The organism is Arthrobacter sp. HY1533, assembly GCF_027568515.1.
GTDB lineage: Bacteria > Actinomycetota > Actinomycetes > Actinomycetales > Micrococcaceae > Specibacter.
Map to the genome: position 1 here is coordinate 30291 of NZ_JANKZF010000010.1, position 16164 is coordinate 46454.

Annotated in this window: 11 protein-coding genes; 4 read left to right on the forward strand and 7 right to left on the reverse strand. The window is 65.7% G+C overall.

Annotated elements, in window-relative coordinates:
• Positions 1 to 22 precede the first annotated feature (22 nt).
• Positions 23 to 1336, forward strand: coding sequence for an MFS transporter (locus PCK14_RS10075; RefSeq protein ID WP_269938355.1), 1314 nt, complete (start codon positions 23 to 25; stop codon positions 1334 to 1336).
• 26 nt (positions 1337 to 1362) lie between these two features.
• Here PCK14_RS10075 and PCK14_RS10080 read toward each other — a convergent pair whose 3' ends face one another.
• The gene (locus PCK14_RS10080; protein ID WP_269938356.1) at positions 1363 to 2811 is read right to left on the reverse strand and encodes a DUF5129 domain-containing protein; all 1449 of its coding nucleotides are present in this window, start codon (positions 2809 to 2811) and stop codon (positions 1363 to 1365) included.
• Positions 2812 to 2984: 173 nt separating this feature from the next.
• On the opposite strand from PCK14_RS10080, the gene PCK14_RS10085 reads away from it, so the two are divergent.
• Positions 2985 to 5042, forward strand: coding sequence for a PhoX family protein (locus PCK14_RS10085; protein ID WP_269938357.1), 2058 nt, complete (start codon positions 2985 to 2987; stop codon positions 5040 to 5042).
• Positions 5043 to 5128: 86 nt separating this feature from the next.
• On the opposite strand, the gene PCK14_RS10090 is transcribed toward PCK14_RS10085, so the two are convergent.
• Positions 5129 to 9139, reverse strand: a complete 4011-nt coding sequence (locus tag PCK14_RS10090) for an alpha-L-fucosidase (protein ID WP_269938358.1) — start codon at positions 9137 to 9139, stop codon at positions 5129 to 5131.
• Positions 9140 to 9412: 273 nt separating this feature from the next.
• Positions 9413 to 9817, reverse strand: coding sequence for a PLDc N-terminal domain-containing protein (locus PCK14_RS10095; protein WP_269938359.1), 405 nt, complete (start codon positions 9815 to 9817; stop codon positions 9413 to 9415).
• 82 nt (positions 9818 to 9899) lie between these two features.
• Here PCK14_RS10095 and PCK14_RS10100 point away from each other — a divergent pair, with 82 nt between their 5' ends.
• On the forward strand, positions 9900 to 10226 hold the full coding sequence (locus PCK14_RS10100) for a DUF4229 domain-containing protein (RefSeq protein WP_269938360.1): 327 nt from the start codon (positions 9900 to 9902) through the stop codon (positions 10224 to 10226).
• A 69-nt stretch (positions 10227 to 10295) separates the two neighbouring features.
• Here PCK14_RS10100 and PCK14_RS10105 read toward each other — a convergent pair whose 3' ends face one another.
• From PCK14_RS10105 to PCK14_RS10120, 4 genes are all read right to left on the reverse strand, one after another.
• Positions 10296 to 11054, reverse strand: coding sequence for a hypothetical protein (locus tag PCK14_RS10105; protein WP_269938361.1), 759 nt, complete (start codon positions 11052 to 11054; stop codon positions 10296 to 10298).
• A 135-nt stretch (positions 11055 to 11189) separates the two neighbouring features.
• A complete protein-coding gene (locus PCK14_RS10110) occupies positions 11190 to 12077 on the reverse strand; it encodes a 1,4-dihydroxy-2-naphthoate polyprenyltransferase (RefSeq protein WP_269938362.1) in 888 nt (295 codons plus the stop codon).
• A gap of 79 nt (positions 12078 to 12156) precedes the next feature.
• On the reverse strand, positions 12157 to 13299 hold the full coding sequence (locus PCK14_RS10115; protein WP_269938363.1) for an AMP-binding protein: 1143 nt from the start codon (positions 13297 to 13299) through the stop codon (positions 12157 to 12159).
• Between the two features lie 13 nt (positions 13300 to 13312).
• Positions 13313 to 14266 (reverse strand): 1,4-dihydroxy-2-naphthoyl-CoA synthase, encoded by a 954-nt coding sequence (locus PCK14_RS10120; RefSeq protein ID WP_442864698.1) that lies wholly within the window; start codon positions 14264 to 14266, stop codon positions 13313 to 13315.
• 352 nt (positions 14267 to 14618) lie between these two features.
• On the opposite strand from PCK14_RS10120, the gene PCK14_RS10125 reads away from it, so the two are divergent.
• Complete coding sequence (locus PCK14_RS10125; protein ID WP_269938364.1) at positions 14619 to 16052, forward strand: choice-of-anchor A family protein; 1434 nt, start codon at positions 14619 to 14621, stop codon at positions 16050 to 16052.
• Positions 16053 to 16164 lie beyond the last annotated feature (112 nt).

Consider the following 16164-nt stretch of genomic DNA (forward strand, 5'->3'; position numbering starts at 1 on the left):
CTGGAGTGGCTAATCTTGAGCAGTGACGAATTTTCTTGAAAAGCGGCCGTGGGCCGGACGCATCGGTGCCCTGCTGGGCATCCTGGTCATGGCCCTGAGCCTGCGGACGGCCGTTTCCGTGGTGCCGCCGCTGCTGGGTGAACTGACCGGCGAGCTTGGCTTCGACGCCGGCACCACAGGCCTGCTGGCCATGCTGCCGCCGCTCCTGTTCGCTGTCTTTGGCCTGCTGACGCCCGTGCTGATCCGCCGCTTCGGCCTGGAAAAGGCGCTGGTTGCCGCCGTCGTGCTGGCCGTGGCGGGACAACTGGCGCGAGCCGCGTCGGGGGAGGTGTGGGCGTTCCTGGGGCTCACCGCAGTGATCATGGCCGGCTACGGCATTGGCAACGTGGTGCTGCCGCCGCTTGTGAAGAAGTGCTTCCCGGACCGGGTGGGGGTGGTGACCGCCGGCTACGTGACCCTGCTGTCCGTGGGCACCGCCATCAGCCCGCAGCTTGCCGTTCCGGTTGCCGGGGCCACCAGCTGGCGGGTGTCGATCGGCATGTGGGCCTCGGTGAGCGTGCTGGTGCTGCTTCCGTGGATCCTCCAGTTTGTGCGGGACCGCCGGGCCAGAAACGACTTGGCACTTGCAGACCAGGCGGCCGCCGCCAGGGCCACAGCGGCCGGTGGGGCCTCGGCGGCAAAGGCTGCTTCCATTCCCGAGGCCCGGCTGCGGCCATGGCGCTCGCCGGTGGCGTGGGGGCTGGCCATCTTCCTGGCGGGCAACTCCGCCCAGACCTACGTCTACTTCACCTGGCTGCCGCCGTACCTGTCCGGTCAAGGTGTTGACGCCGCGACTGCGGGGTCCGCGCTGGCCTACTTCGCCATCCTGGGCCTGCCCGTGAGCCTGCTGGTGCCGCTGTGGGTGCCGCGGATGAAGAACCCCATGGTGGCAATCTGCCTGTTCGCGGCATGCTGGGCCACGGGCCACCTGGGCCTGTACCTCTCGCCCCTGGACGGGACGTGGCTGTGGGTCACGTTCGCAGGGCTGGGCCAGGGCACCTTCGCCACGGCCCTGCTGATGGTGAACCTGCGGTCGCGGACCACGCACGGCTCATCCGTGCTGTCCGGCTTCAGCCAGGGCCTTGGCTACGCCGGGGCCGGCATTGCCCCGCTGTTCTTCGGCACCATCCACGACGCCACCGGCACGTGGACGGCGTCGTTCGCCATGCTGGGCGTGTGCCTGGCCGTCATGCTGACCGGCGGCGTCATGATCAACGCCAAGCGCTACATCGAGGACTCCGCAGTGGCTCCCTTGCCCCTGCCGCCGGCGGAGCACGCCGTCGACCTCAAAAACTAGCCGCTTTCTGGTGGGTTCCGGCAGCCCTAGAAGTGGGAGGAACTGCCCGAGCCGGAGAAGCTGCCGCCGCTGGAGCCGTAGCCGGTGCGGCTGCCGCCGGAGCTGGAATTTGCGCTGCTGCGGGCGGACTCCACCGAGGACCGGCCGGCCGAGTAGCCCAGGCTGAAGGAGCGCACGGGGTAGAAGGTGTACCAGTCGAAGACCGAGCCCAGAATGGTGGGGCTGGAGCGGCGCAGCTCGGTCCGCCGGCTGCCGTCCATGGCCTTCTCCATGGCGCGCTCCTCGGAGGTGGACTTGGCGTATTTGCCGATCATGGCCTCGGAGTGGCGCTGCAGCAGATTGGTCAGTTCCAGGCGCATGTTGCGCAGCTCGTCAAGGGCGGCGTCCGGGGTGATGACGCCGGTCTGGACGTTGGCGGAGAGCTGGGCGATGCCTTGGATCCGCTCGGCGTGGAAGGATCCCAGGGCTGCCGTGGTGGGCAGGCCCTGCGCCTCGGCCTGTGAGAGCAGTTCCGGCAGCTGCTCGAGGTCGTCCACGAGGGGGCGAACCTGGCGGTCCCAGGCACTGCCCCAGCCGGAATACTTGTTCAGCAAGGTGTTGGTGTCGGCAATGACATCGTCCAGGGTGTCCAGTTCCTGGGCAAGGTCCGCGTACTCCTCCGTGACGCTCACATTGGCGCCCTTGGACAAGTCCTTGGCCGTGAACGCGTGCGACTGCTGGTTCAGCTCGACGGCCTCGTGGTAGCGGGTGCTGAAGTTGCGGTACTTCTCCAGCACCAGCGCGCCATAGGTGGACTCCGCCGGGATGGTCTTGGCGTTGAGCTCGGTGACGGGCAGCTCCAGGCTCACACTGGAGAACCCGGCGTCGCCACGTTCCAGGTGCCCCGCCGCCTTGCTGCGGTTCCTGGCGCGCACCCCCGCCCGGATGCCCAGGCCCATCAGCGCCAGGCCACCGGTGACACTTGAGGTGACGATGAACCCGGTGGACTGGTACCAGGGCTGGTTGATGAGCTTTGCGGCCTTCTTGACTCCGGCAATGGTGCCATCGGTCCACTGGGCTTCGCGGAACAGGTCCTTGGTCGATTCCTGGATGGCTTCCTGCTTCTCCAGGGACACCTTGCGGTCCTCGCCCATGTACGTGCCAACCTGCCGGCCCGCCGGGTCCAGGGCAAAGATGAACAGCCCGTCCGCCCACTTCTGGCCGTCGGCGCTGATCCACTCGGGGTGGTTGGCGCGGGCATAGCGGAGAGTCTCCTCGTTGAGGTTGTCCTCCCACAGGCCGTTGCGGGTGTAGATGACCACCTTGGTGGGGTCGTGGAAATTGACCTTTTCCAGTTCGGCACGCAGCTGCGGCAGGTACAGGACGCCGGCGGTGTCCTCCACCACGATCTCCGTGGGCGTTTCCGCCAGTGCGGCCGGGGCGGAGCCCAACAGCCCCATCAACACCAGTGCCAGTGCGGCCAAAAACTTCTTCATGTTCCCCATTTCCGTGAGCCGGCCATGCTTCCGGCGCTGTCACGAGCGTACCGAACGTTGCGGTGGGCCGAACAGTTCGCTTCCCATTAACCCGCCGTTCAACCGATCCCGTTCTTCGCGTCGCCCGGCCTTGTCACAGTGGCTGCAACGCATCAACACTAGAAGGGTTCACCATGAACGATCTGAAGAAGCTTTTGCCCATGCTCGGCCACACCAGCGGAAAGCGCAGCGCCGTCACCTGCATGCTCAAATGCGACAACGCCTGTTCCAAGGCCGTCTGCAACACCTCCGCCAACAACTACTTCCGCGACATAGTCTCCACGGAGTTCTCGCGCCGCTCGGCCATGGGGATCGGCCTGGCCGGCGTGCTCAGCGCGGCTGTCTTGGCTGGCGGCAACAACGGCAACGGAAACGGTGGCCAGTACGACGGCGGAAGCAACGGCCGGGGCGGCAAGCTCACCTTCGCGCCGATCAAGCCGGTCGACGCAGCCGTGGATGCCTTCAATGTGCCCAAGGGATACGGCTGGCAGCCCATCATCCGCTGGGGTGATCCGCTGTTCAAGAACTCACCCGACTTTGACTTTTCGAACCAGACGCCGGCAGCACAGGCCGGCCAGTTCGGCTACAACAACGACTACCTGGAAATCCTGCGCCAGCCCAATGGCAAGAAGGGCCTGCTGGTCTGCAACCACGAGTACGTCAACCCGGAGATCATGTTCCCGGCGGCCCCCGCCAATGACGCTGAGAAGGCCAAGCGCCGCAACATCTTCCGCAACGCCGTGGGCATGAGTGTTGTGGAACTGGAGCGGTCCAAGAAAGGCCAGCCCTGGAACTACATCCGCGGCGGCAAGCTGAACCGCCGCATCACCATGGACACCAAGTTTGAACTGACAGGTCCGCTGGCCGGCAACGCGCTGGTCAAGACCGCGGCCGACCACGAGGGCCGCTTTGTGTTCGGCACACTGGGAAACTGCTCCGGCGGCACCACCCCGTGGGGCACCATCCTCTCCGGCGAGGAAAACTTCAACGGCTTCTTCCGCACCAACGGAAGCAGCGCGGAGGACCGCCGCTACGGCCTGGGCAACGCCGCCACCGGCATGGGCTGGGAACAGGAAGACCCCCGTTTCGACGCCCGCGGCGAGGACTTCCGCAACGAGCCCAACCGCTTTGGCTACATTGTGGAGATCGACCCGGAGAACCCGAACTCAGTCCCGAAGAAGCACACCAGCCTGGGCCGCTTCAAGCACGAGGGTGCCAACGTCATCATCGCCGACAACGGCAAGGTGGTTGCCTACTCGGGCGACGACGAGCGCTTCGACTACCTGTACAAGTTTGTCTCCAAGAACAAGTACAAGCCGAACAACAAGGCCCACAACATGACGCTGTTGACCGAGGGCGACCTCTACGTGGCCCAGTTTGCCGGCAACTCGGCGGGCGAGATCGACGGCACCGGCAAGGTTCCCGCCGACGGCTCCTTTGACGGTTCCGGCAAGTGGCTGCCCCTGGTTGTCGACGGCAAGAGCGCCATTGCTGGCATGGGCGTGGCCGAAGTCCTGGTCTACACCCGGCTGGCCGCTGACAAGGCCGGTGCCACCAAGATGGACCGCTGCGAGGACGTTCAGCCGAACCTCAAAACCGGCAAGGTGTACGTGGCCTGCACCAACAACACCAAGCGCGGGCTGCCCGGACAGGCTGCCGCCGACGAGACAAACCCCCGCACGGAGAACCGTGACGGCCACGTTGTGGAGATCGCCGAACGCCGCAACGACGCCACGGCAACCACGTTCAGCTGGAACCTGCTGATGCTCTGTGGCGACCCCGCCAAGAACACGGAAACCTATTTCAGCGGCTTCCCGGCCTCGCAGGTCAGCCCCATCTCCTGCCCCGACAACCTCGCCTTCGACACCCAGGGCAACCTGTGGATCTCAACGGACGGTGCGCCGTCGACCATTGGCTACAACGACGGCCTGTTCAAGGTGGGCCTGGAGGGCAGCAACCGCGGCAAGGTGGAGCAATTCGCCTCCATGCCGCGCAACGCCGAGACCTGCGGCCCCATCATCCACGACGACGAATCCATGGTCTACGTAGCTGTGCAGCACCCGGGCGAGGAGGGTTCGTACACCGTGCAGAACTCGCTCTTCCCCGATTACGTGCCTGCCGGGGCAACGCCGAAGCGCGGCCAGGTGCGCGCGCCCCGCCCGTCGGTGGTGCAGGTGTTCCAGAAGGGCTAGGACGGCCCAAGCGAGAAACAAAGCGGCCGTGCCGGGAACGCATGGTGTTCCCGGCACGGCCGCTTTTCTGCTTTCCCTCGGGCTGCTTAGGCCCGCTTGCCGCGGCGGCGGACTGCCACGAAGACGAAGCCGCCCAGCAGCATCAGCATCGCGGCCATCAGCAGGCCGGTGGTGGCGCCGGCACCCGTGTTGGCCAGGTCGCCATCGCCAGTTGCGGCTGCCGGTGCCGTGGTGGCTGTAGTTGCCGCGCCCGTGCCGCTGGCGGTCGGAGCGCCAGTCGGAGCACCAGTTGGGTCAGTCGTTGGGTCAGTCGTTGGGTCAACGGTGGGCTTGGTGGTCGGTGCCACCGTGGGCCCGGTCGTCGGTTCAACGGTAGGTTCGACCGTCGGCTCCACGGTAGGTTCGACTGTCGGTTCCGTGGTGGGTTCAACCGCCGTGACCGTCAGCTGGGACGTGGCCGAGAGGGCGCCCTGGACCACCGCCAGGGTGAAGGTGCCCGAAGCCGTGTCCGCAGGAATGGTGACGGTGATGGTTCCGGCGCCCTGGGCATCGGTGGTGACCTTGCCCAGTTCCACCGCGCCGGCGCGCAGCGTTGCCGCAGCGGGACGAAGCTCAACGGTGGCCTCCGTGGCCGGAGCGAATCCGGCCAGCGTCAGCTTGGTGCTCCCGCCTGCCGTGACGGCGGAATTGTCCATGGTGACTGCCGGAGTTGCAGGCTCAACGGGGGCATCGACAACCCAGCCCTGGGCGGCACGCTTGGCGAAGGTGTCCGCCAGAGGCTTCCCTTCGATGAGGGCGGCTGCCCCGTCTCCGTAGCTGGTGACGGTGATGGGCTTGTCCGCGGTCCCGTATCCCCAGAAGGGGGTGGTGGAGGCTGCGCAGTCGGTGCCGGCCTTGAAATGGATCGTGGCACCCGTGGCGATTTCCAGCTGGCGGAACTGCTCCATCGAGTTGAACGGGCGGGCCTGTGTGCCGATGCCGGCAACGGGTGCCGTGCAGTCGACGTAGAGGTCCATGAGGGGGGCGGGTGCCGCTGCCAGGGTCTCGAACAGGGAGACGTTGGACAGGTGCGCCGGTGCGCGGGTTTCCTTGATGGTCACTCGGAATTCCTGTGCCGTCACGGGCGCCGCGAACTTCAGGATGCGCATGACGCCGATCGTGCCGCCTCCGGTTCCCCCGCCGTTGGCGCCGTCGTTGTTGACGGCCGTCCAGGTGCCGTTGATCTTGGCTTCAACCGTGAACTTCTCCACCGTTTGGCCGTGTTCCAGGACGTGCTCGCTCAGGGAGATGTTGCTGACCGACTTGGGTGCACCCAGGTCGATGCCAACCGTGGAATCCGCAGCCAGGGCCTGGCTGGCCCCTGTGCGGGCGTTGTCGTCCGTCAGGAGCGTGGTGCTTTCCCCGTTGACCGTCACGGGCAGGCCCAGCGCCAGGTCATTGCCGAAGGACTTGTCCCGGGCGGCCTTGAAGCCCTCCAGGGCAGTCACGGAGGCCGGGGCGAACTTGCCCGTGGTTGTGGGCGGAACGTTGAGCAGCAACACGGAATTGCGGCCAACGGACTGGTAGTACTTGTTCATCATTTCGGCCGGCTGCTTGGGCGAATCGCTGGGGTGCGCGAACCAGCCCTGGGTCAGGCGCATGTCAGCCTCGCCGGGCCACCAGTGCAGGCTGTTGGCCTGGCCGTTCTTGACCGAGTTGATGACGCTGGAGCGCGAGCCGAGGCCATTTGATTCCTCGCCGCCGACGGCGGAGATCTTGCCGCCGTCGGTGGGGCGGGCAATGGGCAGCACGGCCCACTCGTTGGCACGTGCCACGCCTTGTTCGTTGCCGATCCAGCGAACGTCGTTGCCGCCCACGGCGACCACCGACTGGGGCTGGAGCTTGGCGATCATGTCATAGAACGCCGGGTAGTCGTAGAACTCCCGCTTGCCCGTGTTGCCCTGGGCGCCGTCAAACCAGACTTCATCAACCTGGCCGTACTGGGTCAGGATCTCGTACAGGGTGTTCAGGAAGAACGCGCCGTAGTCGGTGGCCTGGTACTTGAAAGTGGGGATGGTCTTGCCCGCGCGGTCATCTCCTGCAACAAGGGTGGGGATGGTGCGTTCGCTCTTGGGGCTGCCGTTGCCGAACACGCCGTCGACTTCCTGGTTGGAGTCGGCCGGGGACATGTACAGGCCAACCTTCATGCCGTACTTGTGGGCCGCGTCGGTGAATTCCTTCACCACGTCCCCCTTGCCGTTCTTCCACGGCGAGGATGCCACCGTGTAGTCGGTGTAGCGGGAGGGGTAGGACATGAAGCCGTCGTGGTGCTTGACCGTCAACACGGCGTAGCGGTAGCCGTTGTCGCGCAGGGTCTTGACCCAGCTGTCCGCATCAAAGTCAGTGGGGTTGAAGCGGGCGGGGTCCTCGGTGCCGTGGCCCCACTCCTGGTCGTAGAAGGTGTTGATGCCGAAGTGCAGGAAGGCCGTCTGGCGGGACTCCTGCCATTCCAGCTGTGCCTTGGTGGGGCGGACAAGTGCTGACTTGGCCAGGATGTTGGCCTCGCAGTCGCCCGTGCTGACGGAGATGTAGTTGGCCGGGTCAACCAGCAGCGGCTCGCATACTTCGGGCTCTCCCGGTGCCAGATCCTGGTACTTCACGGCGGAGGCCTCGTAGCCGGCGGTCAGTGCGGCAAAGCGCGTCTTGTCCAGGGATCCCTTGAACGCGCGGTTGTTCGCGGCTTCCTTCACCTCGGCACCAAAGGTGGCGGTGGTGATGGATGCGGCGTTCCTGATGGCCTGGACGCCCGTGACGGGGGCCAGCAGCTTGCCGTCCATGCCCGCAACGAGCTCGGCGGTGCCGTCGCCCTTGGGTACGTAGACCATGGAGAAGGTGTGCGGCTTGTTTACTTCGGGCACGGGAATGGACTCGGAGAACGTCTGCCAGGAGCCGCTCGCGTTGGAGCTGAAGCCGTACTCAAAGGACGTCCCGGCCGAGTTGTAGCGGGCGAAGAGGTTGCCGCCGACGGCGATCACAGGCGCCTGGGCAACCTGGGGTCCGGACGGTGTGAAGCTTGCCTCCGCAACAAAGCCCTTGTCCAGCTTGGTGGTGCCGAGCGGGAAGGCCGTTGCCGTGAAGTCCAGGCCCTCGCCGGTTGCCGTCAAGGTGGCCTTGCCCCCGGAAACAGTCTCGGTGCCGGCGCGGCGGTTCAGCGCGCCCAGCAGCACGTCGCTGCCGGCGGCCGTGTAGGCGTTGCCCGCGAGTGCGCCGTCGTAGGAGACGTCAAGCAGATCCGTGGAGGCCGGCTTGGGCTGGTACTCAAAGAGCGACGGCGTGAAGGGCGCGGCAGTCTTGGCCAGGCGGACATCGTGGAGCATGCCGCTGAATCCGCGGTTGGCCCCGCCCGGGTTGACCTCGTAGCCGAAGCCGAAGATGGCCCCCATGTTGGTGGCGTTCCGCGCCGGAGCCGTGCTGCTCACGGGGGGCAACGTCACGCCGTCGAGCATCACGGAAAGTGTGGCGCCGCCGGACGTGGGCAGGTAGTGGAAGGAAACGGCATGTTCCTTGTTCAGTGAGGGGTACTCAACCGTGGCCTTGTTTGAGGTCCAGGTTGAGCCGGTGAGGGAGTCAAACCCGTACCGCAGCTCGCCGCCCTGGGCGCGAATGTAGAAGTTGCCGCCGGCGGAGAAAATGGTGGACATGTCCGCCGAGCCGGCGGGCGTGAACGTCGCCTCGCCCAGGAAGCCCTGGTCCGCGGTGTCGGTGCCGGTGGTCATGTCGGTGGGTGCATAGCGGATGCCCTGGGCGCCGCCTGTGAGCCGCACGCCGCTGAGTGCCACCTGCTCCTCGTTGCCGGTGACTCGGTTCAGGACGCCGTGCATGATTTCCGAGCCCGTGGTGGTGTAGGCCGTGTTGCCCACCAGGGAACCGTTGAACCCGATGTTGAGGGAGTCGCCCGTGGCGGCCTGTGCGCCCAGGGCCGGGACCAGCAGGGTGCCGATGAGTCCCAGTGCAGCAATCCCGGCAAGGGCTGCGGGCCGTTTCGATTTGCGGGATTCTCCCGCAGCGTGTGGCCCGGGTTTCTCCCCGGGCGTGGCGGTGTTGCTGTTCAAGACCATGAATTCAACTTCCTCGTTGGTGGCTCAACCCAGGCGGCACGTGGCTGAACTCAATTGCTTGGTGCCGGGATCCCCCACAGATTAAACATCTGATGTATCCCGGTAAAGCTACCAGCGGGCGTAGTTGATCGGAAGGAAAAATTGAAAAGTTACGGATAACAGTGCCCGCAACGCGGGGTGCCCTGATCTGCCCGGCGCATATTCATCGGACTATTGGCGTGTGAGGCGCGGGGTGGAGGCGACAAAAAAACCCGCCGGCGAGCCGGCGGGTGGCTACTTCTTTGTTTCGTCGTTTGGGTGCTGCTCGCGCAGCTTGGCTTCACGCTCATCCAGCTCGGCCTTGAGCTTGCGGAGCCGCTCATCTTCCAGCTTCTGGGCCCGCTTGACGGCCAGGGCGCGCAGGAACTCGGGATCGTCGTCGGGGGCGCCGGAATGCCCGGCGGGGAAGGAGCTGCGGCCGGCCGGCCCGGCTGTGCGCGCGGCACCCACCGAGGCCGCATAGCGGGGGCGGCCGAACAGGAACCACAGGGCCACGCCAACCACGTTCAGCAGCACAATCACCAGCACCCAGGCAGTCTTCGAAATGCCCCGCACGTCGTTGCGGTCGCTGCGGAGGCAGTCGATGAGTCCGTAGACGAACAGGACAACGACCACGATGGCGGGAATGATGTAACGCATACTTCATTCTAGCGTTGGTGGACAAATTGGGACCCGGCACCGCATAGGGCGGGCGTCCAGCTTCAACGGCTAAACTTGGCCCGTGGCTTTCTTCAAATACTCCCTGATCCGCGGCGTGCTGTTCCTGGCATTCTTCCTCATCGCCTACCTGGCACTGCACTTCACGCCCCTCACGGCAGCGCTCATCGCCGCCCTGTGCGCCTTTGTGGTCAGCTTCCTGTTCTTCCGCAAGCAGCGCGAAGGTGCAACCGAGGTGGTTGCCAAGACTTTCGCCCCGAACGCCACCACCACGCAGTCAACCGGCGCGATTGCCGACGCCGATGCCGAGGACGCCCTCATCGACAGCAACCCCGATGTCTGGGTTGACGCCGACCGGAAGCCCGGCGCCGACCAGGCCTCAGCAAACTAGTTCGCCCGCGGCCAGGCCCGCCTGCTGCCAACAGCGCAGGGCGGGCCGCCGCAGTCGGGGCGGGTGCTGCTAGAGCCCCGGGATGGAAATTGTTTCATCCTTGGCCGGTGCGGTCTGTGGGGCCACGGCGTTCCAGTCGCTGAAAGTCATGACTCCCAGGCCCTGCTCCTCGGGGTCCTTGGGCTGCATCTGAAGCAGGTAGGGGGCGCCCTCTGCAGCGATCCACACGGTTGCCTCCTGTGCCGTGTACTTGAAGGCCTTGGTGCCATTCAAGTCCACGATTGACGAGTCGGAAATCGTCCCAAAATCGGATTCTGCCAGGCCTTGGGAACCAAAGGAATCCAGCAGCGAGGCAATGCTGAATTTGCCGAACATGGCCGGGTCGGTCACCGCTATCCATTTGCCGCCAACCATCGATTCAATGGCATCTGCGGCTTCCTGCCCCGCATTTTGGGCGAAGAATTCCTTGTCTGCCTTCAAGTAGGTGACCCCGTCGGCGGTGAGCAGCGTGCTCGTGGCGCCCTTCATGGTTATCTCGGCCAGTGCGTTGGATCCGTCGCGGGTGCCGGAAATCTTCAACTTGATGTTTTCGGCGCCACGGCTCATGTCGCCGGCGATGGCGACGGATTTGGCACTCTTGACTGTTTCGGTGACCTTGGGGAAGATCTCCTTGGCATCGGGGGCCGTGGCCGGGGCGGCCTGCGTGGTTGCTGATTCCGCAACTGGTGTGGGCTGTGGCGTCTGCGCAGCTCCGCCGCAGCCGGCGAGTGCCAGCGCGAGCCCGACGGTCATGGGCAGGAGAATGGCCTTGTTCCTGAAGGCGTTCATGAATGTGTCCTTTGTGTGGTGCACCTGGTGCGAATGGGGCACAATCCACCAAGGAAATGGCCCTGTGGGGATCAATGCAGCTCGAACTCTACCGTAGTGATTAATTCGATTTCCGCATTGTGCAGGGAGACCCGCCTACTGGCCCACCACGGTCGTCAGCACCATGGCGGCCGCGAACAGCAGGCTGAAGCCCAGGTTGAGCATGCCTGTCTGCTGCAGTACCGGGATCAGGCTCTTGCGCTTCTTGCCCTTGAGCATGAGCCAGCTCGGCATCAGCATGAACGGGACCAGCAGCAGCACCAGCAGGATCCACGGCTTCTCCGGGGCCAGGAACATGGGCAGGGCCACCGACAGTGCCAGCATCACCACATAGCTCAGCCGCGCGTTCCTGTCGCCCAGCCGCACGGCGAGCGTCCGCTTGCCCACCTCCCGGTCCGTGGGGATGTCTCGGACGTTGTTGGCCATGAGAAGTGCGACGGCGATGAGTCCCGTTGCGATGGAACCCAGGACTGCCGCCGCACTCACCGACCCGGCCTGGGTGAAGGTGGTGCCAAGTGTCGCCACGGGGCCAAAGAACACAAAAACAAACACGTCCCCCAGGCCCATGTAGCCGTAGGGGTTCTTGCCGCCCGTGTAGCCCCAGGCGGCCAGCACGGCCCCGGCGCCCACCAGCAGCAGCCACCACGCCTGGGACAGGAGCACCAGGGCCAGGCCGGCCACCATGGCAAGGCCAAGTGCGCCGAATGCGGCCATCTTGACGTCGCGCGGGCGGGCCGCGCCGCTGCCCACCAGGCGCAGTGGGCCCACGCGGACCTCGTCGGTGCCGCGGATTCCGTCGGAGTAGTCGTTGGCGTAGTTCACGCCGATCTGCAGCAGCAGCGCCACCACCGCAGCCAGGACGGCCCGGCCCCAGTGCAGGGCACCGAGGTCGTAGGCCGCGGCGGTGCCGATGATGACGGGGGCCACTGCCATGGGGAGGGTTCTCAGCCGTGCTCCGGCGATCCATTGACCCACAGTGGCCACAGCATTACTCCTTGTTGATAGGTAAAAATCTTTCGGGTCCAATAACAGGCCCAAGGGCTAATTCTGCCCCTTGTCGCCGCTAGGCGTTAGTGGAGGCCTGGGTCAGGGCCGCCAAAATCGACGTCCTGTCGGGCTTTCCCGTGGCCAGCAGCGGCAGCTCGGAGACAAACACCACAATCTTGGGCAGCAGGTGCGGCTCCAGAAGTGCGGCGGCCCCGGACCTGAGCTCGTCCTCGGAGCAGCTGGCAACCACCATCGCGGCGACCTGCTGGCCCCACTCTTCGGAGGGCACGGGAAGCACCACGGCCTCGCGCACGCCCTGCACGCGGTGCAGCCCGTCGGCCACGGCCGCGGCGGAAACTTTCAGGCCACCGGTGATGATGACGTCGTCCACACGGCCCAGCACGCGCAGCCGTCCCTCACTGTCCAGCTCGCCGAGGTCGCCGGTTTCATACCAACGCACCATCTCGCCGTCGTGCTCTTCCTCGAAGAAGGATGCCCCCGTGAGCTCGGCGTCGCCCAGGTACCCTTCGGCAACTACGGGCCCGCCCAGCCAGACCCGGCCGTCGCGGATGGAGAGCTCCACGCCGTCGAGCGGGACGCCGTCGTACACGGCACCGCCACATGTCTCGCTCATGCCGTAGGTGGTCACGACGTTCAGCCCGGCACCGCGCGCGGCCTCGAGCAGCACGGGGTTGACCGGGCCGCCGCCCAGCAAGATGGCGTTGAAGCGGCGCAGCACTGTGAGTGTTTCGGCGCTCGGGTTGGTGAGCAGGCGGCTGAGCTGCGTGGGCACCAGCGAGGTGAAGCGCGTGTTGTCGGTCAGCTCCAGCGCGGCCTCGGTGAACGCCTCGGGGGTGAAGCCGCCGCTCAAATCCATGGCCCACGGGCGCGTGCCGGCAAACAGGCTGCGCACCAGGACCTGCAGGCCCGCCACATAGTTTGTGGGCAGGGCCAGCAGCCACTGGCCCTCGCCGCGCAGTGCCAGTGCGGTGCCAACGGACGACGCCGCCAGCGCGTCAACGCTCAGCAGTGTGCGCTTGGGTGTGCCGGTGCTTCCGGAGGTAAGCACGACGGCGGCAATCTCGGTGTCGCTGTTGGCCGGCAGCCCCAGCTTGGCCTGCGGGATGAGTTCAAAACTGCCGTCGGGTGCGATTTGGACCGCGGGGCCCTCGCCGGAGAGTGCCTCGGAAAGTGCCTTGAGCAGGGGTTCAATGTTCATGGGTGCCTATGTATTAGAAGTAGTACGGGAAGGAGGACCAGTCGGGGTCGCGTTTTTCAAGGAACGCTTCCTTGCCCTCCACGGCCTCGTCCGTCATGTAGGCCAGGCGGGTGGCCTCGCCGGCGAAGACCTGCTGTCCGGCCAGGCCGTCGTCGGCCAGGTTGAAGGCGAACTTCAGCATGCGGATGGCCTGCGGGGACTGGCGGGCAATATCGGCCGCGTATTCCAGCGCCGTTTTCTCCAGGTCTTCGTGGGCCACGGCCTCGTTGACGGCGCCCATGCGGACCATGTCGTCGGCGGAGTATTCGCGGGCCAGGAAGAAGATTTCGCGGGCGTTCTTCTGGCCGATCTGGCGGGCCAGCAGGGCCGATCCGTAGCCGGCGTCGAAGGATCCCACCGTTGCGTCGGTCTGCTTGAACTTGCCATGCTCGCGGGAGGCGATGGTGAGGTCCGAGACGACGTGGAGTGAGTGCCCGCCGCCGGCTGCCCAGCCGTTGACCACGGCAATGACCACCTTGGGCATGGTGCGCATGAGGCGCTGGACTTCCAGGATGTGGAGGCGCCCGGCGCGGGCTGGGTCAATGGTTTCCTTCGTCTCGCCGTCGGCGTACTTGTAGCCGTCGCGGCCGCGGATGCGCTGGTCGCCGCCGGAGCAGAAGGAGTGGCCGCCGTCCTTGGGGGAGGGGCCGTTGCCGGTCAGCAGGACCGTTGCCACATCCGGGGTCATGCGGGCGTGGTCCATGGCGCGGTACAGCTCATCGACGGTGCCCGGGCGGAAGGCGTTGCGGACCTCGGGGCGGTTGAAAGCGATGCGCACTGTGGGCAGGTCCCGCACGATGGTGCCGTCTTCGTTCCGTTCCACCTGGCGGTGGTACGTCATGTCGGTGAAGTCAAAGCCCTCCACCACGCGCCAGCGGGTGGGGTCGAAGATGTCGGATACCTGGGCAGGAAGATTCGTAGCGCTCACGCTTGTGATTCTAGCTGGCGGGCGGCTTCTGGCGGCCCACCGGGGAGCCCAGCAATTGTGACGAAAAATTACTTGCCGTTTTTTCATGGGCCGTGTCAAGGGGGTTGTGGTGTCCGTCTCGCCCGTTTGGGCAAAGTGATTGCCTGGGGCGACTTGGGGCACCGGATAGAGCGGAAAGGCGCATGGGAGCGGCTGATTGCTGAATGTCGAATGACGCTGTTTCAGGGCTTCCTTGCTGCCCTTTTGGCCAATGTGCCTTTCGCTGGACTGGCCGATAGTTTGAATGCTGCTACTCGCCAGTAATGAATGGCCCCGGTTCCTCGAACAAAGGTAGGAAGAATTGAACACCCCCATGGCACGACCCTCCAGGCGCGCGTCGGTCGCCGCAGCCTCGGCACTTACTGCGGCCCTGACCCTGGGCGGCTTCCTTTCCATGGTGCCCACAGCCAATGCCGATGGCGGATTCTCCTGCCCTGAAGTCATGCCCGGGCTGGGCAACGGCCCCGTGGCCGGGTACGACAACAACACCAACGTGTTTGTGGGCGGAAACTTCACTGTGTCCGAGTCTGCGGCCGAGGCCGAGGGGCTGATAGTGGTCATGGGCAATGCCAGCTTCAACAAGCAGGGGCAGACCCGGTACAACGTCGGGGTGGTGGGCGTGGGCTCCCAGATTGTTCCCGTGCCCGGGGCCGAAATGCTCCTGGTGGGCGGGGACATCTCCAGCAACGGCACCACGGTTGATGTTGGAACCGGCAATGCCGCCGGAGGTGACGCCCGCATCAAGGGGCTCAACAATGTTCCGGCAGGCAAGCTGGAAATGAACGGCGGGCAGTTCACTTACCTGGACGCCGGAGCGGTCTCCGGACACGCGCAGGCTGTGGCCGGACTGGCGGCGGCCTCGGATGAGTTCTCAGGCCTCGCCGACACCGGCACCGTCATCACTGACAAGTTGTCCGTGGTTCTGCAGGGCAACGGCACGGCCTCGCCCCAGGTGTTCACGGTCGACGGCGGCACCCTCGGTTCGGCCGCAGCCAACGTATCCCTTCAGCTCAAGGGGATTCCCGCAGGTGCGCGGGTGGTGGTCAACGTGACCGGGGCGCCGTCTGCCGGACTGCACTTCAATGCGCTGCTGGATGCGGCGGGGGTGCCGATCAACATTAATGCCAACCCGCCGGCAGAATCGGCGTTTGGTGCCATTGCGGCCAACTTAGTCTGGAACTTTGAAACAGCCTCCAATGTGACCGTGGGCGGCCAGGCGCAGGTCCCCGGCATGATCCTGGTTCCTACCCCCGGGGGCACCACGGACATTTACGCTCCCGGAACCAACGGCCGCATCCTGGTCGCGGGCGACCTCAGCCACCGGGGAGTCGGCAGTGAAATGCACGCCTACCCGCTTTTGGGCCATGAGGACTTCGGCTGCAAGGTGCCCGGCGGTGAAATTGAGGCAACCACGCCTGCCGCGACCACTCCGGCTGCGACCACTCCGGCAGCGACTTTGTCTCCGGCCACCACGCCCGCGACGACTGCGGTCACGACTCCGGCTGCGACGTTGACGCCCGCGACAACGCCTGCCACCACCGCGGTCACAACTCCGGCCGCGACCTTGACGCCCGCGACAACGCCTGCCACGACGACCGCAGGGACTCCCGTGCCATCCGCGTCCGCCGTGGCTGACGGCTTGGCCAGCACGGGCCTCAACGCAAACAGCACCCTGCTGTTTGGTGGCGCTGCATTGATGCTGCTTGCCCTGGGTGCCCTGGCGGTTGGCCCGCTCCGCCGCCACTAGGCGGCACGGCACGCAAAAACGGCCGGCGGGGCAGTGAAAATTTCACTGCCCCGCCGGCCGGTGTTGTTTTGTACATCCCGGCGCAGTTTCGGAAATCGGTGCAGTCAGGGGG

Excerpts from the sequence above, each read along its gene's own strand:
- PCK14_RS10080 (WP_269938356.1), bottom strand. The coding sequence starts at position 2,811 with ATGAAGAAGTTTTTGGCCGCACTGGCACTGGTGTTGATGGGGCTGTTG.
- PCK14_RS10085 (WP_269938357.1), top strand. The coding sequence starts at position 2,985 with ATGAACGATCTGAAGAAGCTTTTGCCCATGCTCGGCCACACCAGCGGA.
- PCK14_RS10090 (WP_269938358.1), bottom strand. The coding sequence starts at position 9,139 with ATGGTCTTGAACAGCAACACCGCCACGCCCGGGGAGAAACCCGGGCCA.
- PCK14_RS10095 (WP_269938359.1), bottom strand. The coding sequence starts at position 9,817 with ATGCGTTACATCATTCCCGCCATCGTGGTCGTTGTCCTGTTCGTCTAC.
- PCK14_RS10105 (WP_269938361.1), bottom strand. The coding sequence starts at position 11,054 with ATGAACGCCTTCAGGAACAAGGCCATTCTCCTGCCCATGACCGTCGGG.
- PCK14_RS10115 (WP_269938363.1), bottom strand. The coding sequence starts at position 13,299 with ATGAACATTGAACCCCTGCTCAAGGCACTTTCCGAGGCACTCTCCGGC.
- PCK14_RS10125 (WP_269938364.1), top strand. The coding sequence starts at position 14,619 with ATGGCACGACCCTCCAGGCGCGCGTCGGTCGCCGCAGCCTCGGCACTT.